The organism is Nocardiopsis quinghaiensis, from assembly GCF_008638365.1.
Lineage (GTDB): Bacteria > Actinomycetota > Actinomycetes > Streptosporangiales > Streptosporangiaceae > Nocardiopsis > Nocardiopsis quinghaiensis.
This window is the reverse complement of sequence record NZ_VWVU01000020.1, coordinates 1-21,546: the sequence shown is the minus strand read 5'-3', so window position 1 is coordinate 21,546 and position 21,546 is coordinate 1. Positions and strand designations below refer to the sequence as shown.

At 73.0% G+C, this 21,546-nt stretch carries 20 protein-coding genes and 1 rRNA gene; 6 read left to right on the top strand and 15 right to left on the bottom strand.

What is annotated here, in order from left to right:
* Positions 1–297 precede the first annotated feature (297 nt).
* The 11 genes from FYX01_RS19435 to FYX01_RS19385 all read right to left on the bottom strand — a co-directional run bounded on the left by FYX01_RS19435 (position 298) and on the right by FYX01_RS19385 (position 12,470).
* The gene (locus FYX01_RS19435) at positions 298–1,317 is read right to left on the bottom strand and encodes a TerC family protein (protein ID WP_150243442.1); all 1,020 of its coding nucleotides are present in this window, start codon (positions 1,315–1,317) and stop codon (positions 298–300) included.
* Positions 1,318–1,693: 376 nt separating this feature from the next.
* Complete coding sequence (locus FYX01_RS19430; RefSeq protein WP_150243440.1) at positions 1,694–2,776, bottom strand: glycosyltransferase family 4 protein; 1,083 nt, start codon at positions 2,774–2,776, stop codon at positions 1,694–1,696.
* Complete coding sequence (gene murJ / locus FYX01_RS19425) at positions 2,773–4,374, bottom strand: murein biosynthesis integral membrane protein MurJ (protein WP_394350489.1); 1,602 nt, start codon at positions 4,372–4,374, stop codon at positions 2,773–2,775. Before murJ ends, FYX01_RS19430 begins: the two co-directional genes overlap by 4 nt.
* 31 nt (positions 4,375–4,405) lie before the next feature.
* Positions 4,406–5,323, bottom strand: a complete 918-nt coding sequence (locus FYX01_RS19420) for a hypothetical protein (RefSeq protein WP_223830557.1) — start codon at positions 5,321–5,323, stop codon at positions 4,406–4,408.
* A complete protein-coding gene (locus FYX01_RS19415) occupies positions 5,320–6,492 on the bottom strand; it encodes a copper transporter (protein WP_150243436.1) in 1,173 nt (390 codons plus the stop codon). Before FYX01_RS19415 ends, FYX01_RS19420 begins: the two co-directional genes overlap by 4 nt.
* The gene (gene steA, locus FYX01_RS19410; RefSeq protein ID WP_150243595.1) at positions 6,489–7,661 is read right to left on the bottom strand and encodes a putative cytokinetic ring protein SteA; all 1,173 of its coding nucleotides are present in this window, start codon (positions 7,659–7,661) and stop codon (positions 6,489–6,491) included. The genes FYX01_RS19415 and steA overlap by 4 nt, the downstream gene beginning before the upstream one ends.
* A 211-nt stretch (positions 7,662–7,872) precedes the next feature.
* On the bottom strand, positions 7,873–9,582 hold the full coding sequence (gene recN / locus FYX01_RS19405; RefSeq protein ID WP_150243434.1) for a DNA repair protein RecN: 1,710 nt from the start codon (positions 9,580–9,582) through the stop codon (positions 7,873–7,875).
* Positions 9,583–9,665: 83 nt separating this feature from the next.
* Positions 9,666–10,592, bottom strand: coding sequence for an NAD kinase (locus tag FYX01_RS19400; RefSeq protein WP_150243432.1), 927 nt, complete (start codon positions 10,590–10,592; stop codon positions 9,666–9,668).
* 111 nt (positions 10,593–10,703) lie between these two features.
* On the bottom strand, positions 10,704–11,504 hold the full coding sequence (locus FYX01_RS19395; RefSeq protein WP_150243430.1) for a TlyA family RNA methyltransferase: 801 nt from the start codon (positions 11,502–11,504) through the stop codon (positions 10,704–10,706).
* A 20-nt stretch (positions 11,505–11,524) separates the two neighbouring features.
* Positions 11,525–11,704: a hypothetical protein gene (locus FYX01_RS19390; protein ID WP_150243428.1), complete on the bottom strand. Its 180-nt coding sequence runs from the start codon at positions 11,702–11,704 to the stop codon at positions 11,525–11,527.
* 31 nt (positions 11,705–11,735) lie between these two features.
* Positions 11,736–12,470 (bottom strand): accessory factor UbiK family protein, encoded by a 735-nt coding sequence (locus tag FYX01_RS19385; protein WP_150243426.1) that lies wholly within the window; start codon positions 12,468–12,470, stop codon positions 11,736–11,738.
* Between the two features lie 198 nt (positions 12,471–12,668).
* Between FYX01_RS19385 and FYX01_RS19380 the strand changes: the two genes are divergently transcribed.
* From FYX01_RS19380 to FYX01_RS19365, 4 genes are all read left to right on the top strand, one after another.
* Positions 12,669–13,019, top strand: a complete 351-nt coding sequence (locus FYX01_RS19380; protein WP_150243424.1) for an SCP2 sterol-binding domain-containing protein — start codon at positions 12,669–12,671, stop codon at positions 13,017–13,019.
* 50 nt (positions 13,020–13,069) lie between these two features.
* Positions 13,070–14,347 (top strand): DUF1015 domain-containing protein, encoded by a 1,278-nt coding sequence (locus tag FYX01_RS19375; protein WP_150243422.1) that lies wholly within the window; start codon positions 13,070–13,072, stop codon positions 14,345–14,347.
* Positions 14,348–14,472: 125 nt separating this feature from the next.
* Complete coding sequence (locus FYX01_RS19370; RefSeq protein WP_150243420.1) at positions 14,473–15,279, top strand: AAC(3) family N-acetyltransferase; 807 nt, start codon at positions 14,473–14,475, stop codon at positions 15,277–15,279.
* A 188-nt stretch (positions 15,280–15,467) separates the two neighbouring features.
* A complete protein-coding gene (locus tag FYX01_RS19365; protein WP_150243593.1) occupies positions 15,468–16,475 on the top strand; it encodes an HAD-IIA family hydrolase in 1,008 nt (335 codons plus the stop codon).
* 17 nt (positions 16,476–16,492) lie between these two features.
* Here FYX01_RS19365 and FYX01_RS19360 read toward each other — a convergent pair whose 3' ends face one another.
* Entirely contained in the window at positions 16,493–17,008 is a 516-nt protein-coding gene (locus FYX01_RS19360) for a single-stranded DNA-binding protein (RefSeq protein ID WP_150243418.1), read from the bottom strand.
* A gap of 296 nt (positions 17,009–17,304) precedes the next feature.
* Between FYX01_RS19360 and FYX01_RS19355 the strand changes: the two genes are divergently transcribed.
* Positions 17,305–18,306: an MBL fold metallo-hydrolase gene (locus FYX01_RS19355; protein ID WP_190394399.1), complete on the top strand. Its 1,002-nt coding sequence runs from the start codon at positions 17,305–17,307 to the stop codon at positions 18,304–18,306.
* Between the two features lie 82 nt (positions 18,307–18,388).
* On the top strand, positions 18,389–19,372 hold the full coding sequence (locus tag FYX01_RS19350) for a GNAT family N-acetyltransferase (RefSeq protein ID WP_150243413.1): 984 nt from the start codon (positions 18,389–18,391) through the stop codon (positions 19,370–19,372).
* Here the strand turns inward: FYX01_RS19350 and FYX01_RS19345 are convergent.
* From FYX01_RS19345 to rrf, 3 genes are all read right to left on the bottom strand, one after another.
* Positions 19,369–19,797 carry an NUDIX hydrolase gene (locus FYX01_RS19345; RefSeq protein WP_150243411.1) on the bottom strand — a complete coding sequence of 143 codons (429 nt, stop codon included), beginning with the start codon at positions 19,795–19,797 and terminating at the stop codon, positions 19,369–19,371. The genes FYX01_RS19350 and FYX01_RS19345 overlap by 4 nt on opposite strands.
* 56 nt (positions 19,798–19,853) lie before the next feature.
* The gene (locus tag FYX01_RS19340) at positions 19,854–21,062 is read right to left on the bottom strand and encodes a tetratricopeptide repeat protein (RefSeq protein WP_150243409.1); all 1,209 of its coding nucleotides are present in this window, start codon (positions 21,060–21,062) and stop codon (positions 19,854–19,856) included.
* A gap of 360 nt (positions 21,063–21,422) precedes the next feature.
* A 5S ribosomal RNA gene (rrf, locus tag FYX01_RS19335) occupies positions 21,423–21,538 on the bottom strand.
* Positions 21,539–21,546: the final 8 nt, after the last annotated feature.

Below are 21,546 nucleotides of genomic sequence, written 5' to 3'. Positions count from 1 at the left end.
AGCGGACCTCGTCGCGTGAGTCGGCTGACCCGTGTGTGATTTCGCGGTGTGGCGGTCGAAGACCTACCGGGGGCCACCTCGGCCTCGGAGGTGGGCCGTTGAGGGGCGTGGGGAAGGCCGCGCGACTCCCCGCCCGTCCAGACTAACGACCGCCGGCGACGGTTTCTTCCACCTCGAAAAAGTGGTGGCACCCCGGCGCCGGAGCGCCGAAGTGCCACCACTATAGACGAACAACCGTTCGAATCCAGTCGTTTCGCGGAATGTCACGCGAGGGCGGACGCGACCGCCCGCCCGCTGTCAGTAGCGGTCGGTCGAGGGATCCCTCTCAGCCTTCAGCTCGGGGCGCTTGCGCTCGTCGGAACGGGACTTGAGCAGGCTGCCGATGACGGTGATCGCCATGATGCCGAGGATGACGGTCAGCGAAAGGCCGATACCGATCTCGGGCACGGTCACGCCGTTCTCGTGCAGGGCGTGCAGGATCATCTTCACGCCGATGAACACCATGATCGCCGACAGGCCCCAGCTGATGTAGGCCAGGCGGTCCATCAGGCCGGCCAGCAGGAAGTACAGCTGGCGCAGACCCAGCAGGGCGAACGCGTTGGCGGTGAAGACGATGTAGGCGTCCTGGGTCAGGCCGAAGATCGCCGGGATGGAGTCGACGGCGAAGACCAGGTCGATGACGCCGATGGCGACGATGACCAGCAGCATCGGCGTGACGTGTCGCCTGCCGTCGAGCTTCACCGTGAGCTTGGCGCCGTGGTACTCGTCGGTCACCGGCCAGAAGCGCCTGACCAGGCGCACCGCCGGAGTCTGCGTGTAGTCCGCGTCCTCGTCGTCGCCCTTCACGTGGTCACGGACGATCTTGTAACCGGTGTAGATGAGGAAGGCGCCGAACAGGTAGAAGACCTCGCTCCAGGCGTTGATCACCTGGGCGCCGAGGACGATGAAGATGCCGCGCATGACCAGCGCGATCACGATGCCGACGAGCAGGACCTCGTGCTGGTACTTCTTGGGCACCGCGAAGGAGCCCATCAGAAGGTAGAACACGAAGAGGTTGTCGATGCTCAGGCTCTTCTCGGTGACGAACCCGGCGAAGTACTCGGCGCCGGCGGACCCGCCGGCGAAGAACCAGACACCGAAACCGAACACGATCGCGATGCCGATGTAGAAGACCGCCCACCAGGCGGCCTGCTTCATGCCGAACTCCTGGGGACCCCTCTTCTTGCTCCAGGGGTGGTCCACGATGGCCAGGTCGATCACGAGGATGACGACCATGGCGCCGATGGTGGCAGCCCACAGCCACAGGGGAACATTCACGAACGGACTCTCCTCCGGTCAGTGCGCGCGAGCGGTGTGCACGCACGTCGGACAACCGGAGGTCTCTCCCGCTCACGTCGTCGTGCAGTGAGCCGACGGCGCCGGGAGGACGACTCTGTTCTCCGTGATGACGACACCGTCGCGACAGGGATACTCCCCTCACGCGTCAAGCAAGGGTACCGGCTGATCAGCACGCACGGCGCACACCGGGCCACGAGCAAGGATGCCATCGAACCTTCCTTGGCATAAGTTGCGGCGAAGGTGGTGTTCATCGCACTCCGAGGACATCTCCACCGGTCCGTCCGGCCACGGAACCGGGCGGATCGGAGCCGTTGGCCGGGGGCCGGGAGCCGGACTCGCTCCCCCGCTACCCGGATCACCACCGCAGTACCGACTTGTACACCCCGGTCGCCGCCTCCACCGCGTCGTCCTCGGTCGGCAGCGCCTTGGCCGCCTCGCGCGAGCGCGCCCGCATCTCCTCGGCCAGCGCGGGGTCGTCCAGCACCCGTCCCACCGCGGCGGCGAACGCCGCCGGGTCCCCCGGGGGCACCATCAGGACCGTCCCCGTGTACAGGTCCGGGATGCCGCCGACCCGGGTGGAGACCACGGGAAGCCCCGCACGCAGTGCCTCCATGATCACCAGGGACGGCCCCTCCCACTGGCTGGTCAGGCAGAAGACGTCCGCGGCCGCCAACAGGTCGGCCACGTCCGAGCGGTACCCCAGCATGCGCACGTCGGCGCGCATCTCCGCGGCCGTGTCGTGCAGGCGCCCCCACAGGGGCCCGTCCCCGGCGATGGCCACCACCGGTTCGGGCCTGCGGTCGGCGATGGCGGGCGCCGCATCCAGCAGCATGTCCAGCCCCTTCTGCTCGGCCAGGCGTGCGATGGTCAGCAGCAGGGGCCGGTCGGGCCGCACCGCCAGGTCGGCCCGGGTGGCCTCGCGCCCGTTCAGCGGAGTACCGGTCTCGGGCGCGGCCACCACCGCCGACCGGGCGTCCCGGGCCCCGGCGGCGCGCAGCCGCCGCACCAGGTCGCCGGACACGCCCAGCACCGCGTCCGCGCGGCCGGCCACGACCCGCTCCAGCACCGGGTAGGCCGCCGACAGGGGGCCCCGGACCAGCGGCGGCGCGTTGTGCGCGGTCACCACCAGCGGCGCGGCGCCCGCCAGCGCGCACAGCGCGCCGGCCCGCAGCCCGTGGGCGTGGACCACGTCCGCGCCCCGGGTCAGGGCACGCAGCCGCAGCACGGCGCCGGGGTCGCTCACGGAAGGGGACGCGCCGATCCGGACCGGGGAGAACCGCAGACCCACCGAGGTGAAGCCGAACTCCCGCTCGGCCGAGGCCGGACCGAGCACCGCCACGCGGTGGCCACGCGCGCGCAGGCCCGCGCCCAGCGAGCGCACGTGGCGCCCCACACCCCCACTGCTGGTTCCCACGACCAGCGCGATCCTGCTGTTCACCGCTTCCCCCTCCTCTGTCCGAGTACGGTCCCGGCCCGGCCGGCGAGTGCCCGCACCGACGGCCGGTCCACCGCCGCCGCGACGGCCGCGTAGGCCGCCATCCCCGCGGTGCCCGCCGCGGCGGCGACCGCCGCCGTCTGCCACACGCCCCCCACGGGCAGGGCCGCGACCACCGAACGGCCCACGATCCACCCGACCACACCGCCGAGCACCGCCGCCACCATCGAGCGCGCGACCCCGTCCAGCGCGTCGCGCCCGTGCGTACGCACCACCCCGGCGCACAGCAGGGCGGCGGCCAGGGTCAGTCCGACCGTGCTGGCCGCGCCCAGCCCCGCGATGGTCCACCCCGGGGGCAGCGCCCACACCAGCGACACCGCACACACCGTCACCACCAGCCATCCCGACACCTGGGCGATGGCGGCCCGCCGGCCGTGGTGCGAGGCGTACAGGGCCCGGCTGAGCAGGGCGACCAGGCCGAACCCGACCACCCCGGGCGCGTAGGCGAGCAGGGCGCGCTCCAGGGGCAGCGGATCCTGCTGGGCGAAGACCAGGGCCACCGGCCCCGCGGCGGCGGCCAGGGCGGTCCCCACAGCGGCGGTGGCCACCACGCAGGCGCGGGCGCTGCCCGAGGCCAGGGAGGCGAACCCCCGCCGGTCGTGCTCGGCGTGTGCCACCGCCAGTGCCGTGAACGCGCTGGTGGCGATGGGGACCGCGATCACCCCGTAGGGCAGGGTGAACAGGGCCCAGGCGTAGGTGTAGAGCACGGCCGCGCCCGCGCCACCGCCCCAGTTGGCCAGGGCCACCGACAGGAGCAGGCACACCTGCATGGCCACCAGCGGCAGCAGGGAGGCCGCCGCCAGCGAGCGCACACGCTCCCCCACCCCGGTGGGAAAGGCCAGCCGGGGCCGGGGCCGCACGCGCAGCCGCCCGGCGGGGCCCAGGACCGTGAGGAAGAGCGCGGCCACCCCCGCGGTGGTGCCCAGGGACAGGGTGAGCTCGGCCGCCAGCGGTAGCCCCGCCACGTCCTGGCGGTGGTCGGCGCCCAGCGGCACGAAGACCAGGTAGGCGGCGATGACCACGAGGCTGGACACCAGCGGGGCCAGGGCCGGCGCCAGGAAGCGCCGGTGGGCCTGCAGGACGCCGTAGAGCACGGCGGCCAGACCGTAGAGGACGACCTGGGGGGCGAAGACCACGAGCATGCGGGCGGAGAGCGCGAGCAGCTCACCCCGGTCGCAACCGGTACCCGCCCCGAGCATGAGCGACATCGCCGGAACGGAGGCCAGGGCGAGCAGCGCGGACAGGGGCACCGCCAGCAGCACCACCCAGGTGATGAGGGCCGAGGCGGTGTGGCGCACCTGCTCGCGGTCGTCGCGCTGGGCGGCGGCGGCCAGGACCGGGACGACCACGGCGGTGAGTGCCCCGCCGATGACGATCTCGAACAGGACCGCGGGCAGCTGGTTGGCGGTGACGTAGGCGGTGCCCAGACAGGTGTCGCCGACGGTCTGGGAGAACACCACGGTGCGTCCGAACCCCGCCAGGCGTGCCCCCACGGTGACCACGGCGATGAGCACCGCCGCCGTGCCCACCCCGCGTGTCACACCGTGAATGGTACGGGACACCGTGGCCGCCTCACTCGCGCGTGCCCCACCGGTCGAGGCGACGCAGGACCGGGACGCGGTCGATGACGCGGGAGAAGCTGACACGCTCACTGGCCAGGGTCAGGGCGACCGCCCCGCCGAGCAGGGCCGCGCGCAGCGGTCGCGGAGCCCGCGCCGCCGCCGCGGCGCCCAGGGCGGCGCCGAGGGCGTTGGCGCCCGCGTCACCGAGCATGCAGCGCTCCGCGAGCTCGTCGGGCAGCAACACCGCCGAGGCGCCCACGACGGGGCCCAGCAGCGGTGCGGCCGGGGAGGCCAGGGCGGGGGCCGCGGCGAGCAGGGCGACCTTGGCGGCGCGGCCGGGGCGCAGGTCGAACAGGTTGAGCAGGTTGGCGCTGGCGGCGATGAGCGCCCCGTCCAGGACGGTGTCCAGCGGGGAGCGGCGCAGCAGGCGGGCGGCGGCGATCCCGGTGGCGCCGATGCCCGCCACCTTGACCATGCCGGTGGTGACCCGTCCCCGCGCGAGCGCGCCCAGGTGTCCGCGCAGCCCGCGTGCCCGCGCCGAGCCCGCCAGGTCGTCGTAGACGCCGAAGGCGGCGGCGCCCGCCGCGGCCAGCGCGGAGGCGGCGCGCACGCGCGGGTCCGGACCGGGCACGAGGGCGGTGGCCGCGCACACCCCGCAGGCCAGGGCGGTGCCCTGGTGGAGGGTGACGGTGCGGCCGCGGAAGTTGGTGCGCTGCCAGCTGCCGGGGGGAGCGGGTCGGGGACCGTCCGGGGCGCTACGTGGCGCGGGGCGCCCCACGCCACCGTCCGGCACGGCGGGGCGGCGGGTGAGCAGGGCGTAGGCGGTGGAGGCCGCCGCCGCGCCGACCAGGGCGCCGGTCAGCCCCTGGAACAGGAGGGGCGCGAAGGAGGGGGCCGGGCGGGGGACGAGTGCCGTCACAGGCGTCACTTCCCGTCCTGGTTGGTGCGGCGGACCTCGGCGGCGCCGCCGTCGCCTCCCGATCCGGCGGCGCCCCCTCCGTCGGAGGACCTCTCGTCGGAAGGCTCCTCGTCGGAGGACTCGATACGGTCGGGCAGCGGGTCGGGCAGGAAGCCCCGGACCCTCTCACCGATGCCGTAGGCTCCCCCGCCCTGCTCCAGGTTCTCGGCCAGGGCCAGGATCGTGATGATCTCGCCCATGGGGCGTCCGGCCACGTCCACCGTGGCGAACGCCGACTCCTGGGCACGCGCCTGCGCGAGCATCCCGTCGCCCCGCGCGGAGGGACCGTCACCGGCCACGGCGACGGCGTCGACCTCCTCGTGCAGGGCGGCGGTGAGGGTGCCCAGCACGGCGTTGGCCGCCTCCGGGTCGTCGCCGCCGTGCGAGGCGCCGGCCGCGGGCGCGACGAAGAGCACGGCGTCGGCCGCCCCGGCGGGATCGTCCTCGACCGTGATCAGACCGCCCTCGGAGAAGGCATCCAGGACGGCCTCGGGGTCGTAGCCGCTCTTCCCGTCGCCGCTTCCTCCGTCCTCCTCCCCGTCCGACGCGGCGTCGGAGGCCCCGTCGGACCCGGTGTCCCCTCCGGAGTCCTCCGCGGTGCCGGGCTCCGTCCCGCCCTCGGTACCGGTGTCCTCGTCCTCCTCGGTGACGGCCAGCGCGCGGCCGATCTCGGCGCCCGCCTTCTCGTAGGGGCTGCCGGTGAGGTCCCCGGGTTCGTGGGCGATCTGCAGGGACAGCTCGTCGACGAACGTGGCCTTGTCGCCCTCCAGGAACGCCCCGGTGATCTGGATCCGGCCGACGACCTCGCCGTCCGCCTCCTCCACGCGCTTGACCAGGGCGTCGGTCATCTTCTGGTCGGCGCCGGGCGCGGCCACCACGACCACGCCCAGGTCGGTGAGGAGACCGTCGAGCATGTCCTTCGAGACCGCCTCGGCCATCTCGTCGGCACCGGCGTTGACCTTGTCGGCGACATCGCGCTCGGTGCGCAGGTCCTCGGTCTGACCGCGCAGGTCGGAGGTCTCGGACTGCAGTGTGTTGAGCAGTGGGTCCTGGAGCATGGTGGTGCCCAGGACGAGCCCCACGGTGAGCGCGAGGAACACCGCGATGATGGACACCAGGTGATAGCGGAAATCGATCACGTCAGCAGCCCCGTCAGCCAGTAGGAGAACGCGTCCCAGCGCGCCGCGAGAAAGGTGAGGTAGACCTGGCCCGCCGGTGAGCTGTAGGCGGCGACCACGATGGTGAGCAGGCAGGCGGCGACCAGTCCGAGCAGCGCCCAGGGGGAGATGCGCGCGCGGTACAGGCGGCTGACGCCCTTGGCGTCGACGAGCTTGCCCCCCACCCGCAGACGGGTCAGGAAGGTGCTGGCCATCCCCGAACGGCCCTTGTCGAGGAACTCCTCCAGGGTGGCGTGGGTGCCCACCGCCACGATGAGCGCGGCGCCCGTACCGTCGGCGAGCATCATCGCCACGTCCTCGCTGGTACCGGTCGCGGGGAAGACGACCGCGTTGTGCCCCAGGTCGGTGAGTCTGGGCAGGCCCGGCGCCCGGCCGTCCCGGTAGGCGTGCACGACCAGTTCGGCCCCGCTGGCGAGCGCGTGGTCGGACACCGAGTCGAAGTCGCCGACGATGATGTCGGGCCGGTACCCGGCCTCCATGACCGCGTCCGCCCCGCCGTCCACGGCGATGATGACCGGGTGGAACTCCCGGATGTAGGGCCGCAGGGCCGCGATGTCCTCCCGGTAGTGGTAGCCGCGGACCACGATGAGGACGTGGCGGCCCTCCATGTCGGTCTCGATGGAGGGGATCCCGATGCCGTCCAGGAGCAGGTCCCGCTCGTGCTGGAGGTAGGCCATGGTGTTGGCCGCGAAGGCCTCCAGCTGGATGGCGAGCCCGGCGCGGGCCTCGGTCATCGCGGCGCCGACGGTCACGGAGTCCTGGAGGGTGCCGCGGGCGACGACCTCGTCGCCGCGGTACAGGGTGGCGCCCTCCAGGCGGAGCCGCTCGCCGTCGCGGACCCGGGTGAAGACCTCCGGGTCGACGTCGTCGACCAGGGGGATGCCCGCCTCGACGATCATCTCCGGCCCCTGGTTGGGATAGCGGCCGCTGATGCTCGTGGCGACGTTGAGCACCGCGGACACGCCGCAGCCCACCAGCGCCTCGGCGCTGACACGGTCCAGGTCGACGTGGTCGATGACCGCGATGTCGCCCGGACGTAGGCGTTTGGTCAGGTTCTTGGTGCGCCGGTCCGAGCGGACGGGCGCGAGCAGCCCTGTGGGAGCGTCCGCACGGGTGCGGCGGAACCGCATGACTGTGGCGCTGAGCGCATCCGATACCTTCATCGCTGGCATACTGTCAGAACTCTACTGCGGAGAGTTATAACACCTGTGAGATCGGCGTGTTCATGGGCGGGGTCCCGCCTTCGCCTCACACAAAACGTCGGCGGCGGCCCTGTGGCGGGCCCTACCCCCAAAGGCTCCCGTGTCACACATCCGCGATGGGCAGCGACGGCGGCCCTGGTCAGGCGGCCGGGTAGGCGCGCTCCGGGTCGGCGTTGGTGAGCAGTTCCTCGGCGTGGGCGCGGCCGAGTTCGGAGTCCTCCAGGCCCGCCAGCATCCGCGACAGCTCGCGGACCCGGCCCGCGCGGTCCAGCCGTACCACGCCGCTCTCGGTGACCAGGCCCTCGGTGGACTTCTCCACCACCAGGTGGGCGTCGGCGAAGGCCGCGACCTGCGGCAGGTGGGTGACCACGATGACCTGGGCGCGCTGGGCCAGGCGGGCCAGGCGGCGACCGATCTCCACCGCGGCCTTGCCGCCCACGCCCGCGTCGACCTCGTCGAAGACGAAGGTGGGTACCGGGTCGGCACCGGCGAAGACCACCTCGATGGCCAGCATCACGCGTGAGAGCTCACCGCCGGAGGCACCCTTGTGCAGGGCCAGCGGCGGGGAGCTGGGGTGCGGGGCCAGCAGCAGCTCGACCTCGTCGCGACCGTACTGGCCGAACTCCTCGCCCGTGGTGATCCGCACGCTCACGCTGGCGTGCGGCATGGCCAGCGCGGTCAGCTCATCGGTGACCGCGCCGCCGAAGCGCTCGGCGGCCTCGGTCCGGATGCGGGTCAGCTCGGCGGCGGTCCGGTCCATGCGCTCACGCAGTTCCTCGACCTCGTCGCGCAACTCGTCGATGTGCTCGTCGTCGCCCTCCAGGTCGGTCAGCCGCTTGACCGCGTTCTCGGCCCAGGCCAGCACCTCGTCGGTGCTCCCGCCGTACTTGCGCGAGAGCGAGGTGAGCAGCGCCCGGCGCTCCTGGATCTCGGCCAGGCGTGCCGGATCGGCGTCCACGGACTCGGCGTAGGAGGCCAGCTCGGTGGCGGCGTCGGCGAGGATGTAGGAAGCCTCGTCCAGACGGTCGCCGATCGCTGCCAGTTCGGAGTCGTGCTCGCGCACCGCCGACACGGCCTGCCGGGCCGCCGCGAGCAGGGCGGCCACGTCGATCTCCACGTCCGAGGCCGGGTCCCCGGCCAGCGCCTCGTGCGCGGTGGTGGCCGCCACGCGCAGGCTGTCGGCGTGCGCCAGCCGCGTCTCCTCCGCCAGTAGTTCGGTGTCCTCGCCCGGCAGGGGCTCGGCGGCGGCGATCTCCTCCGCCCCGAACCGGAGCATGTCGGCCTCCTGGGCGCGCTCGCGCGCCCGCTCCACCAGCTCCTCCAGCTCCGCCGACACCTCGCGGTGGCGCCGGTAGGCCACCGTGTACTGCTTGAGCGCCTTCGACAGCTGGTCACCGGCGAAGCGGTCCAGGGAGGAGCGCTGCCGGTCGGTGCGCAGCAGGCGCTGCTGGTCGGACTGGCCGTGCACCGCCACCAGGTCGTCGGCCAGGTAGGCGAGCAGGCTCACCGGGGCGGAGCGACCGCCCATGGTGGCGCGTGAACGGCCCTCGGCCGAGACCGCGCGCGTGAGGATGAGGACGTCGTCGTCGATGTCACCGCCGGCCTCCAGTACCCGGGCGGCCACCCGGCCAGCGGAAGGCACGGTCAGCCTCCCCTCCACCACGGCCCGGTCGGCGCCCGGGCGCACGCGCTGGGGATCGGCGCGACCGCCGAAGAGCAGCCCGAGCCCGGTGACGACCATGGTCTTTCCCGCGCCGGTCTCACCAGTGACGACGGTCAGCCCCGGTGACAACTCCAAAACGGCGTCGTCAATGACCCCGAGTCCCTGGATGCGGACTTCTTCGAGCACCGGTCCCTCTCCTGATAGTTGACGCCACTCCTCCACGTGCGTACCCACACGCGTGCACGGCCTGCCAGGACACCCGGTCCCGGTCAGCGGCCGTGCTCGCCCCGACCCCGCCAGCCCGAGACCGGCAGCCCGAACTTGGCCACCAGCCGGTCGGTGAACGGCGCCCGGTGCAAACGGGCCAGCCGAACCGGCGTATCGGCACGGGTGATCTCGATTCGTGCCCCGGCGGGCAATTCGACCATACGCCGTCCGTCGCACCAGAGCACGCCCGGCGCCGTGTTCGGGACCACCTCCAGGGCCACCGTGGCCCGGGGGCCCACCACCATGGGCCGGGCGAACAGGGCGTGCGCGCTGATCGGCACGACCAGCAGCGCTTCCACGTCCGGCCACACCACCGGGCCCCCCGCGGAGAAGGCGTGCGCCGTCGAGCCCGTGGGGGTCGCGCACACCACCCCGTCGCAGGCCCACCGTGACAGCGGACGGTCGTCTATCTCCAGGACGGTCTCCAGGATGCGGCGGGCCTCGCCCTTCTCCAGGGTCGCGTCGTTGAGCGCCCAGGTCCGCACGGGCGGGGCCGAGTCACCGCGGCCCCCGTTGAAGACCGCCACGTCCAGGGTCATGCGCTCCTCGACGTCGTAGTCGCGGTTGACGACGTTGCGCACGGTCTCGCCGAGGTCCTCGCGTTCGGCCTCGGCGAGGAAGCCGACGTGGCCCAGGTTCACCCCCAGCAGAGGCACCCCGGCCGGACGCGCCGTCTCGGCGGCCCGCAACAGGGTGCCGTCGCCGCCGAGCACCATGACCAGTTCGGCGCCCTCGGCGGCACCGGCCGGCGCGACGACCTCGATCGGGGAGAGCACGCAGCCCTCCCCCGCCAGTTCCTCGACCTCGTTCTTGAGCATGCGCACGGTCAGACCGGCACGGCTGAGGCGTTCGTGGACCAACTGTGCGCTGCGTACCGCCGCGGGCCGACCGGTGTGGGCCAGCAGGAGAACACTGCGTCCGCTGGTCATCGCCGCCCCCTTACGTTCGCTCCCCGACGGGAGGTCTGAGTGCTGGCCGGAGGCGTTCGCCGCCCCGGCCGGGTCACGTTACCGGACTCCTGCGACACGGTGCCACGATCGCTAACGCGGTCCCTCCTCCACGGCCCTGGCCAGCGCGGCCGGGTCCAGGGGCGCGGCGTCCGCGCGCATCCACAGGAAGTACTCGACATTGCCGGAGGGGCCGGGCAGCGGGCTGGCGGCGACGCCGACGGTGCCCAGACCCAGGGTGAGGGCGTGGGCGGCGACGTCGGAGACCGCCTCGGCGCGCAACCCGGGGTCGCGCACCACTCCCCCGGCGCCGACCCGGTTCCGGCCCACCTCGAACTGGGGCTTGACCATGAGCACGAAGTCGGCCTCCGGGGCGACGCAACCCCTGAGCGGCGACAGCACCAGTCGCAACGAGATGAACGACAGGTCCCCCACGACGAGGTCGGGTCGGGGTTCGCCGATCTGCTCGGGGGTGAGCTCGCGGACGTTGACCCGTTCCATCACACGCACCCGGTCGTTGCTGCGCAGCGACCAGGCGAGCTGGCCGTAGCCGACGTCGACCGCGGTGACGTGGGCGGCCCCGCGGCGCAGCAGCACGTCGGTGAACCCGCCGGTGGAGGCCCCGGCGTCCAGGGCGCGCCGGTCGGTGATGTCGAGGGCGAAGGCGTCCAGGGCACCGATGAGCTTGCGGGCGCCCCTGGAGACGTAGGGGGGTTCGTCGGAGGGCGGGCGGACCACGATGGGCTGGTCCTGACCGACCTGGGTGGCGGCCTTGGAGGCCACCATCCCCGCGACCTTGACGAACCCGCCCTCGATGATCTCGGCGGCGTGTCCGCGGGAGCGTGCGTGCCCGCGGCGGACGAGTTCCGCGTCGAGCCGGGTGCGTTTTGCCATGGTCACCTAGGTTACCGGGGTCATCGGGAGGTGTTCGCGTCCTGGTCGAGTGCCCCGAGTACCCCGGACAGCTCCTGGTGCAGGGTGTCGAAGACCGCGACGTGCTCGACGGTGGGCGCCGAGTCCAGTGCCTCCAACCTCTCCCTGGTACCGCGCAGGGTCTGCTCGGCCAGTGCCTCGGCCTGTTCCTTGGGGTCCATGGCTCTCCCGGGTGCTCGCGCTGCTCGGACTCTACTTCTTCGTGGTGCCGCCCCTGCCCTTGGTGGTGCGCTTGGCGGCGGAGTGCGTCCGGGCGGTCTTGGGCGTGTTCTTGGCGGCGGTGCGGGGCCTGCTCTTGGCGGTGGTCTGCTTCTCGGCGGTCGCGGGCCCGCCGCCGGAGCCGGTACCGCCCTTCCGTGCGGGGGCCTCCCCGCCGCCGGCACCGGTGTCCGCGGACGTGTCCGGGGTGTCCCCCGCCCCGGAGCCCTCGGCGCTGGCCGCCTCCTCCGCGGCCGCCGGCTCGTCCGCCGGGGCCGAACCGTCGGCCGGGGCGCCGGCGGGAGCGGAGGACGCGGCGGGAACCACGGCGCGCACCGGTGAGGACGCCCCGGTGCCGGTGGTGACCAGGGCGCGCTCGACCGCGTGTCGGGCGGCCAGGCGGCGTTCGAGCTCGGCGACCCGGCGCGCCAGCCGCTCGTGCTCGGCGCGCGGGACGACGTCCATGCGCTCCAACTGGCGCTCCACCTCGGAGCGGACCAGGTCGGTGATGGCCTCCCGGTTGGCCTGGCTGGTCTCGATGAGCTCCCCGGCCAGGGCCTGGATGCTCTGCCCCACCCGCGGCGGCAGGCTCTCGTTCTCCCCCGCCACGGGAGCGGCCGGGCCGCTGGCCCTCAACAGGGTCTTGGCGGCGGCGACGGCCTGCTTGCGCGAGAGTTCGGTAAGGCCATTGGCGGCATCGAGGTAGGTGCGTACCGCGTCGACGACCATGATTCACGTGCTCCTTGCTGAGACCGCGGAAGGTGGAAGAGGAGGGCGCAGGAGGGGGGAGCCACTACGCGACGGGGGGTCGTGGCCAACGCTACCGGGCAGGAACGGCCTCTGACACGCGAACTCCCTAGGTCGCCCCATTCGTCCCGATGGGCGCACCGGGATTCCGTTCTCCGGCGGTTGGGGCATGATGTGCCCATGAGCAGCCTCGACGCGTGCCTGTCCGGTATCGAGAAACTGAACCAGCGCATCCTCACCCAGCCCGAGGAGGAGCGCCGCAAGCACATCAGGGAGCGCTCCCTCAGCGTGGTGGTCCCGGACCTGGAGACCGTCTTCGACATGCGGCTCACCCTGGACGGCCTGGTCGACGTGACCCACCGCTCCGCGGGCCGGCCCGCGCCCCGGCCCCAGGTGCGGATCACCGTGGACAGCGACGACCTGGTGGCGCTGGCCGAGGACCGCATGGACGCCGCCAAGGCCCTGTTCGGCCGCCGGGTGAGGGTGGACGCCAGCGTCGGTGACCTGCTGCGCATGCGGCGTCTGCTCTGACCGGGCCGCCGCGTACCCGAGCGACGTCCGGTGCCAGGTACCTTGCTGGGATGCCACGCCAACCTCTCGAACTGGCTCCCTTCCGCGGTCTGCGCTACGCGAGTCCGGACGTGGACCGGTTCATCGACGGAGAGTTCGACCTCGCACGACTCCTGGCCCCGCCCTACGACATCCCCGACGCCCAGGAGGCGCGCGCGCTGCAGCGCTCCGATCCGCACAACGCGGCGAGGGTCACACTGCCCTTCGAGCTGAGCAGGCGGGACTCCGGAGGCTCCGTGCCGCACCGCTACCGGGCCGCCGCCGACCTGCTGCGCAGCTGGATCGGGGACGGCGTGCTCGCCCTGGACGGGGAACCGGCCCTGTACGTGTACGAGCAGGTCACGGCGGACGGGCGGCGCCAGCGAGGCCTGGTGGGCGGTCTGCGCCTGCCCGAGGAGGGCACCGACCCCGCCGTGCGCCCGCACGAGGACGTGGCCGACCCCCCGGTGCGCGACCGGTTCAGCCTCATGGGCCTGGCACGGGCCAACCTCGAACCGATCTTCCTGGTCTACCGGGGCGGCGGCGGTGCCGCCTCAGCGGTGACCGAGGCGGTCTCCGACACTCCGCTGGTGTCCGCGCGCACCCGTGACGGCGCCGAGCACCGGTTGTGGGCCGTCGCCGACCCCGTCAGGCTGCGGCGGATCGCCGACGACCTCGCGGGCCGGTCCGCGCTGATCGCCGACGGCCACCACCGCTACGCCGCCTACCGGCGCCTGCACGAACAGTACGACGACCCCGGCTGGCGGTACGGGCTGGCCCTGCTGGTGGACAGCGACACCCACCCGCCCCGGCTGGGCGCCATCCACCGGGTGCTGCCCGGGCTGGACACGGCCGACGCGGTCGGGGCCGCCCGGACGGTGGCCGCGGTGGAGCGGGTCACGGAGTCCTCCGAACGGATTCTGGCGGACGTGGAGGCACCCTCCCTGCTGCTGGTCTCGGCCGAGGGGGAGGCCCACCTGGTGCACGGCTTCGACGAGGACGTGCTGGAGCGGGCCATGCCCGACCACTCCCCCGAGTGGCGCCACCTGTCGACGGCAGCCCTGCACGAGGTGCTGATGCCGCTGTGGCGGGCGACGGAGGAACAGGTGCGGATGGTGCACGACGACGCGGCCGAGGCGGTCGAGGCCGCCCGCGACGAGAGGGGCACCGCCGTCATCGTGCCCGCGCTGGGGGTGGAGCAGGTGTACGCGGTGGCCGACCGCGGGGAACTGACCCCGCGCAAGTCCACCTCGTTCGGCCCCAAACCACGTACCGGACTGGTCATGCGCCTCGTGGACCCGGCGGGGTGACCGCCGGACGGGCCGGCCGCACCGCACTTTCCCGGGCGCCGGCCGCATCTCCCCTGGTGCGGTGCCGGTGCCTCCGGTACGCATGAGGGTCCGATCCGTTCCCCTCCGGACGAGGAGCACACCGCGTGTCCGCCGACGCGAAGAACCCCGAACACCCGCAGACCCGGGCGTCCCTGGCCCGCGACCTGATCACACTGGGGGTCGTTCCCGGCGACACCCTTCTCGTGCACTCCTCACTCAGTTCGCTGGGCTGGGTGTGCGGCGGGGAGCAGACGGTCGTCCAGGCCCTGCTGGACTCCGTCGGCCCCGAGGGGACACTCGTCGTGCCCACCCAGACCATGGACAACAGCGATCCCGCGCAGTGGCGCGACCCCCCGGTCCCCGAGGACTGGTGGCCGGTCATCCGCGCGGAGGCACCCGGCTTCGATCCGCGTCTGACACCGGGCAGGCGCATGGGCCGCGTCCCGGAGATGGTGCGCACCTGGCCGGGGGCGGTCCGCAGCGCGAACCCGCAGACCTCCTTCGCCGCCCTCGGCCCCCGCGCCCGTACCCTCCTGGGCCACCACCCGGTCGGCTGCCGGCTGGGTGAGGACTCCCCGCTCGCCGCCCTGGAGAGGATCCGGGCCAGGGTCCTGCTGCTGGGGACGGGGTTCGACTCCTGTACCGCCTTCCACCTGGCCGAGTACCGGACCCCCCGCCCGCGCCTGGAGGAGTGCGGTTGCGCGGTACCGACCCCCGACGGCGGCCGGGAGTGGGTCACCTTCACCGACGTGTTCCTCGACGAGGAGGACTTCGAGCGGTTGGGCGGCGACTTCGAGGGCACCGGGGCGGTGGAGTCGGGCCCCGTGGGCGAGGCCACCGCGCGGCTGTTCTCCCTTCCCGGGGCGGTGGCGTTCGCGACCAACTGGATGATCGTCAACCGCGACAGCTGACCGGGGCGCGGACACCCGGAACGGACGGGCCCTCTCCAACGGCCCCCGGCGGGGGTCCCCGCCCGCCCGCGGACCCCGCGGTGCGACACAGCGCACACCCCCGCCCCGGACGGGCGGTCACGGCCGACCGGACCCTGGCCATAGCCTGGGAAACGACCACTCCCACCGCACGGAACGAGTTCTCCGACATGCCCCTGCTCGCCGCAGACCGTCCCCTGAACGAGATCCACGACGCGATGCTCCTGGACCTGGACGGGGTCGTCTACATCGGCCGCAGGGCCGTTCCCGCGGCGCCTGAGGCGGTGGGCAAGGCACGGGCCGCCGGGGCGCGGGTGGCGTTCGTGACCAACAACGCCGGACGCACGCCGGCACGGATCGCCGAGCACCTCACCGACCTGGGTGTGGCCGCCGCCCCCGAGGACGTGGTGACCTCCGCCGAGGCCTCCGCCCGCCTGGTCGCCGAGCGCTACCCAGCCGGTTCGGAGGTGCTGGTGGTGGGCGACACCGCCCTGCGCCAGGCCGTGCGCAGGATGGGACTGCGGCCCGCCTCGGTCGACACCGGGGCGGCGGTGGCCGTGATCCAGGGCTACTCCCGGAACATGAACCGTGACCTGCTCGACCAGGGCGCGCTCGCGGTCCGGCGCGGCGCGTTCTACGTGGCCAGCAACGGCGACGCCACCGCACCCGGCGAGTGGGGCATCACCCCGGGCAACGGATCCTTCGTCCGGGTCATCGCCAACGCCACCGGCGTCGAGCCCGTCATCGCCGGGAAGCCGATGCGTCCTTTGCACGAGGAGGGCATCCTGCGCACCGGCGCGCGGAACCCGCTGATCGTGGGCGACCGGCTGGACACCGACATCGAGGGCGCGACCACGCACGGCGCGGCCGGGCTGCTGGTGCTGTCCGGGGTGGCCACACCGCTGGAAGCGCTCGCCGCACCGGAGCACCAGCGTCCTCGCTACCTGGCCTGGGACCTGTCCGGAATGAACCACACGCACCCGGCGGTGGTCCGCGAGGGCGACCGGACCCGCTGCGAGGGGTGGGCGGTGACCGTCACCGGCGGCACACCGCGGCTGGAGGGGACGGGCGACCGGCTGGACGGACTGCGCGCCCTGTGCGCGGCGGTGTGGGCGGACGGCTCGGTGGACCCCTCCGGCCCGGCCGCACGCGAGGCCCTGGCTCACCTGGGCTGGTGAGCCCGCGCAGCGGGGCCTCACCGCCGCTCCGCCCCACGGCCCCCGACCGCCCGCACCAGGGCCGCGGTCCGGGCCTCCACCTCGCAGACGCTGCGCACGCCCTCGCGGGCACGCCAGGTGCGCCGGCGCAGCTCCCCGGTCATCCGGACCACGTCGCCCAGCCGCCAGGCGCGGACCCGCTCGTGTAGACCGTGGTCGAAGCTCGTGCAGGTGATCGAGTCGACCCGGCGTCCGCCGTAGCGGCTGTCGGAGGGCCGGACCACGCAGATGCGCCAGGTGGCCAGCCGGTCCCCGCTGGGAAGTTCCCGGATGAGGGGCGCGGCGGTGATCCGCCCAGCCACGAGGACCTCGTTGCGATGGTCCGGATCCCGTTCGGCCCGGGCGCCGGGTCCCGCGTCGGGCACCGCGTCGAACGTGCCGACCGCCGGAGGGGTGGCCGGTGGGCGCCGCCCCTCCGACGGGGGCCGGGTCTGCCGTTGGTGCCGGGGGTGTGTGGCGGCCGGGATCGGGGCGGCCGCGGACTCCTGCTGCATGTGCACGTCTTCCCTGGGCTGAGGGGCGAAGGACCGGGCACGACGCGGCGGAGGGGCGCGGAGCCGACGGTGCGGCCGTCCGCGGGCGGTGGGGGCGTTGTGCTCCACCCTCAGGATCACCCCGACGGGGGCTTGGGGAAAGACCCCGTCGAAAGCTGTGGACAACCGTCCCCGCACCCCGAAAAACTAGGCCACCCCCGCTCCGGCCTGTCATGACACCCTTGTCCTAGAGTCGGGTTCTCTTCGGTTCGGTCCTCACCGAACCGCACGACGACCGAGGAACAGGGGTGCTTGCAGTGCACGACGACGTGGACGTGAGCGGTCTGCCCGAGGGGATCACCCCGCTGGGCGACGACATCTTCGCCATCGACACGATGCTCGCCGGGTACCCGGGGATCGTGTCGAGCTACCTCATCCGCTCCGAGCGGCCCTGCATCGTCGAGGTCGGCACCTCCACCTCCGCACGGGTCCTGCACGAGGCCGTCACCCGGCTGGGGCTGGCGCCCGAGGACCTGGCCACCATCGTCGTCACGCACATCCACCTGGACCACGCGGGCGGCACGGGCGACATGGCCGCCCTGTTCCCCAACGCGGAGATCGTCGTGCACGAGCGCGGCGCCCGCCACCTGGCCGACCCGAGCCGGTTGATGCACAGCGCCGCCATGGTGTGGGGCGACCGGCTGGACACCCTGTTCGGGCGGATGAGCCCGACCGAGGGAACGCGTATCCGCGCGGTGGCCGGGACCGGGGAGATCGACCTGGGCGGCGGGCGCAAGCTGGTGACGCACCACGCGCCCGGCCACGCCAAGCACCACATGGGCCTGGTCGACACCCTCACCGGCGACCTGTACGTCGGCGACGCGCTGGGCGTGTACAAGCCGCTCACCGGGGACCTCAGCCCGGCCACCCCGCCGCCGGACTTCGACATGGAGGCCTGCCTGCGCACCCTGCGGCTGTTCGGGGACATCGGTGCCCGGCGGCTCATGTTCTCCCACTTCGGCGCGGTCACGTCGGTCTCCGAGACCATCGACCGAGCCGAGGCCGAACTACGCCTGTGGGTGGAGACGGTGCGCGAGTCCCACGGCAGCACCGGAGACCTGGACCACGCGATCGCCATGGTCCGGGACAAGGTGGTCTCGCGGTACAAGCCGCTGCCACCGGAGGTGTCCCCGGGAACCGCCGAGATCCTGGACACCCTCAGCGGCGCGGAGACCAACGTGTCCGGCATCGTGCACTGGCTGGACAGGCTCGCCCAGGAACAGGCCGAGGCCCGGCGCGCGGAGGAGGAGCGCGCCTAGCTCGTGTTTTTTGCACCGTTCCGGGCCCGGGTCCCGCGGAAAACCAGGTGCGGCCGCGGAGCCCCTCACCTAGCCTCGCCGCATGGCGATCGAGATCCTCCCCATGGAGCGGGCCGACATTCCCCGGGTCTTCCCCCTCCTCCGCGGCGCCCACCCCTGCCGTGTGCTGACCCGGGAGGCCATGGACTGGCGGTACGACCACCCCCTCTCCGGCACCAGGGAGACCAGCCTCCTGGCGGTGGAGGGCGAGGCCGTGGTCGGCTTCCTGCGCTCGGTGCTGCGTTCGGACGACGACGGCCGGCGCCGCGGGCTGTCCTTCCTGGCCACCGTCGCCGGCTCCCACCGCGACACGGATCTGGGCTCCCGGCTGCTGAAGGCCTCCGAACGCGGCCTCGTGGAGGGCGGGGCCGAGGTCCTGCGTGCCGAGGCGGCCGACGGGGCCGTCCACGCGGGCGGGGACGGGTTCCGGCGAACGTTGCTCGACCACGGGTACGTCCCGGAGGACGACCACCACATCCTGGGCCTGGACCTGTCCACGCTCCCGGAGGCGCCGCCGGCTTCCGGGGGCATCAGGGTGCGCCCCTTCAGCGACCACGCCGACGATCCTCGTGGGATCTACTGGATCGACAGACTCACCACCCTGGACGAACCGGGCGCGGACCCGTGGTTCCCGTCCTACGAGGACTGGCGGAAGAACGTGTGGGGGCACCCGCTCACCGACCTGGACCTGTGCCTACTCGTACTCGCCGACGGGGTACCGGCCGCCGTCACCTGCTACGTGTCCGACGGGGGAACCCGGCTGGAGTCGTCCATGACCGGCACCCTGCGCGGGTACCGGGGACGCGGGCTGGCCGGATACGCCAAGGCCGTGGCGCTGCGCCGGGCCCGGGATCGGGGCTTCACGCACGCCTACGCCGGAAACCACGAGGACAACGCGCCGATGCTGGCCATCAACGACCGGCTCGGCTACACCCTGGTCGGGACCGAGACCAGCTACGTCAAGCGGCTCGGGGAAGGGCCCCGGCGGGGCCGCCCGTCTCCCAGGACCTCCCCGAACACGCCCTAACGTCCGGTTCCGAGCGCGGGAGGGGGAGGGGCTCCGGGCAGTCCCAGCACTTGGAGCAGGTGGGCGTAGAGGCCGTCCGACCAGGAGAGCTCTTCGTCAGGGGGCAGGACGTCGAAGGCGCGCACCTCCACGGTCTCGAACTCCCCGGTGAGCGGGGCCAGACCGGTCACACGCGCGTGGGTGACCACCGTGACGTGCCCGCCGGACAGAACGTAGTAGCCGACGGGCCTGATGTCGCCGAGGGCGGCACCGGCCTCCTCACGGACCTCTCGGCGCGCGGTCTCCTGGACGGTCTCCCCGGGTTCGGCGTGCCCGCCGGGGAACTCCCAGGCACGGCGCCGGTTGCGCACGAGCAGGGGACGGTCACCGGTGTAGGTCAGGCACACCACCGAGTCGTGGGCGCGGGGCAGGACCCCCAGGTACACGACGGCACCGCCGAGCGGCGCCCGGCCACCCGACGGTGCGGTGTCGTGGAAGGAACTCAGTCCCGGTCCCGGTCCCTGTCCCGGTAGTCGCGGCCGCCGCTCGAAGGCTGTGCCTCCTCCGGGAGCTCCTGCTCCTCGACGTCGGTCCAGACGATGCCGTCCTCGGCGTCGTAGTCGACCAGCTCCATGCCCTCCAGCGCGGCCATGCGCTCGTCCGCGTCGGTGACACCGTCACTGTCCACGGCCGAGGCTCGCGAGAAGTACTCGCGGGCGTCGTCCTCGCGGCCCAGTTCCTCCAGGACGTCGGCGTAGGCGTAGAAGAGGCGGGCGACCCACGGACGGGCGCGCCGCTCCTTGAGCTCGGGCACCCGGAGCTCGGCCAGAGCCGCCTTGGGGTCGCCCATGTCCCGGCGGGCACCGGAGGCGACGATGCGCAGCTCGATGCGGTCGGCGGCGTCCAGGTCCTTGGCCGCCGGATCGTCGGCGATCTCCAGCGCCCGCTCGGGGCGTCCCAGGCCGCGCTCGCAGTCGGCCATGATCGCGAGGAAGTTGTCGCGGCCGCTCATCCGACGCGCGGCACGCAGATCGGACAGGGCCTCCTGCCACTTGCCCACGGTGTAGGCGGCGACGCCGGAGGCCTCACGCACACCGGGAACGCGCGACGCCTTGCGGCGGGCGTAGGAGGCGTGGGCGTAGGCACGCTCAGGGTCCTCGTCCAGCAGCATCCCCGCGGCGACGATGTGCTTGCCGATCAGCTCGGCCAGCGACTTGGGCAGGGAGTGGAGGTCGCGCTTGGTCTCCGCGTCCAGCTGGGCGTAGCTGACCTCCTCCGGGAGCTGGGGCGCGACGTCCGCCGGGTCACGCTCCTCACGCGGGCCGCGCCGGTCGTCCCGGCGGTCCCCTCCACGGAAACCACCGCCGCGACGGTCGTTCCGGCGGTCCCCTCCACGGGCGTCGCCACCCCTGCGGTCGTCCCGCCCGCGGTGGCCCCCGCCGGAGCGGTCATCGCGGCGCTCGTCCCGCCCGCGGAAGTCACCGCCACCGCGACGTTCGCCGCGGCCCTGTTGGCCACCACGATCGTCCCGCCGGTAGCCTCCGCCCCGGTCATCGCGCCCTCTCTGGTCCCGGTTCCCCGAACCGCCGTAGCCGGACCGGGTGCGAGGTCCGTCACCGCGCCCCCGACCACCAGGCCCACCGGAGCGGTAACCGCCACGCTCGTTGGCTCCGGAGTCCTCGCGGTCTCCCGATCGGCTGTCCTCAGTCATCCAACCCGTCCGTCAACACTCAAAAGCGCTGCCACCTTGACCAGTGGCAGCGCGTCATAGTACTTCGTACACTCCAGCTTACGACATGGCATCGATGCTCACCGCCAAAGCGCGGGTGCCCGACGCCCCATGCCCGGGTGGGCACTCTCTCCCGAAGAGGTTCTCGCCACGGTGCGGCCCGGCCTCACCCGCTGTCCGGACCACCCCGACCGGGGTTTCCTGGAACCAACTGGAACCAAGAGGCCCTCCAGGGAAGGCCGACACTCCACTCGTCTTCACATGTTCACAAGCCCGGGCGGACAAACACCCCACACACAAAAAAAGGGGGGCCACCCCGCAAGGCAACCCCCCCAAAAAAAACCGTGGCAGCAACCTACTCTCCCACCCCACCACAGGGCAGTACCATCAGCGCAAAGAGACTTAACGACCGGGTTCGGAAAGAGACCGGGTGTGACCCTCCAGCAATAACCACCACGGAAACCCA

What these genes read in the sequence shown, in the direction of transcription:
- steA (WP_150243595.1), bottom strand. Translation starts at nt 7,661, where the DNA reads ATGCGGTTCCGCCGCACCCGTGCGGACGCTCCCACAGGGCTGCTCGCG.
- FYX01_RS19400 (WP_150243432.1), bottom strand. Translation starts at nt 10,592, where the DNA reads ATGACCAGCGGACGCAGTGTTCTCCTGCTGGCCCACACCGGTCGGCCC.
- FYX01_RS19395 (WP_150243430.1), bottom strand. Translation starts at nt 11,504, where the DNA reads ATGGCAAAACGCACCCGGCTCGACGCGGAACTCGTCCGCCGCGGGCAC.
- FYX01_RS19390 (WP_150243428.1), bottom strand. Translation starts at nt 11,704, where the DNA reads ATGGACCCCAAGGAACAGGCCGAGGCACTGGCCGAGCAGACCCTGCGC.
- FYX01_RS19385 (WP_150243426.1), bottom strand. Translation starts at nt 12,470, where the DNA reads ATGGTCGTCGACGCGGTACGCACCTACCTCGATGCCGCCAATGGCCTT.
- FYX01_RS19380 (WP_150243424.1), top strand. Translation starts at nt 12,669, where the DNA reads ATGAGCAGCCTCGACGCGTGCCTGTCCGGTATCGAGAAACTGAACCAG.
- FYX01_RS19375 (WP_150243422.1), top strand. Translation starts at nt 13,070, where the DNA reads ATGCCACGCCAACCTCTCGAACTGGCTCCCTTCCGCGGTCTGCGCTAC.
- FYX01_RS19365 (WP_150243593.1), top strand. Translation starts at nt 15,468, where the DNA reads ATGCCCCTGCTCGCCGCAGACCGTCCCCTGAACGAGATCCACGACGCG.
- FYX01_RS19360 (WP_150243418.1), bottom strand. Translation starts at nt 17,008, where the DNA reads ATGCAGCAGGAGTCCGCGGCCGCCCCGATCCCGGCCGCCACACACCCC.
- FYX01_RS19350 (WP_150243413.1), top strand. Translation starts at nt 18,389, where the DNA reads ATGGCGATCGAGATCCTCCCCATGGAGCGGGCCGACATTCCCCGGGTC.
- FYX01_RS19340 (WP_150243409.1), bottom strand. Translation starts at nt 21,062, where the DNA reads ATGACTGAGGACAGCCGATCGGGAGACCGCGAGGACTCCGGAGCCAAC.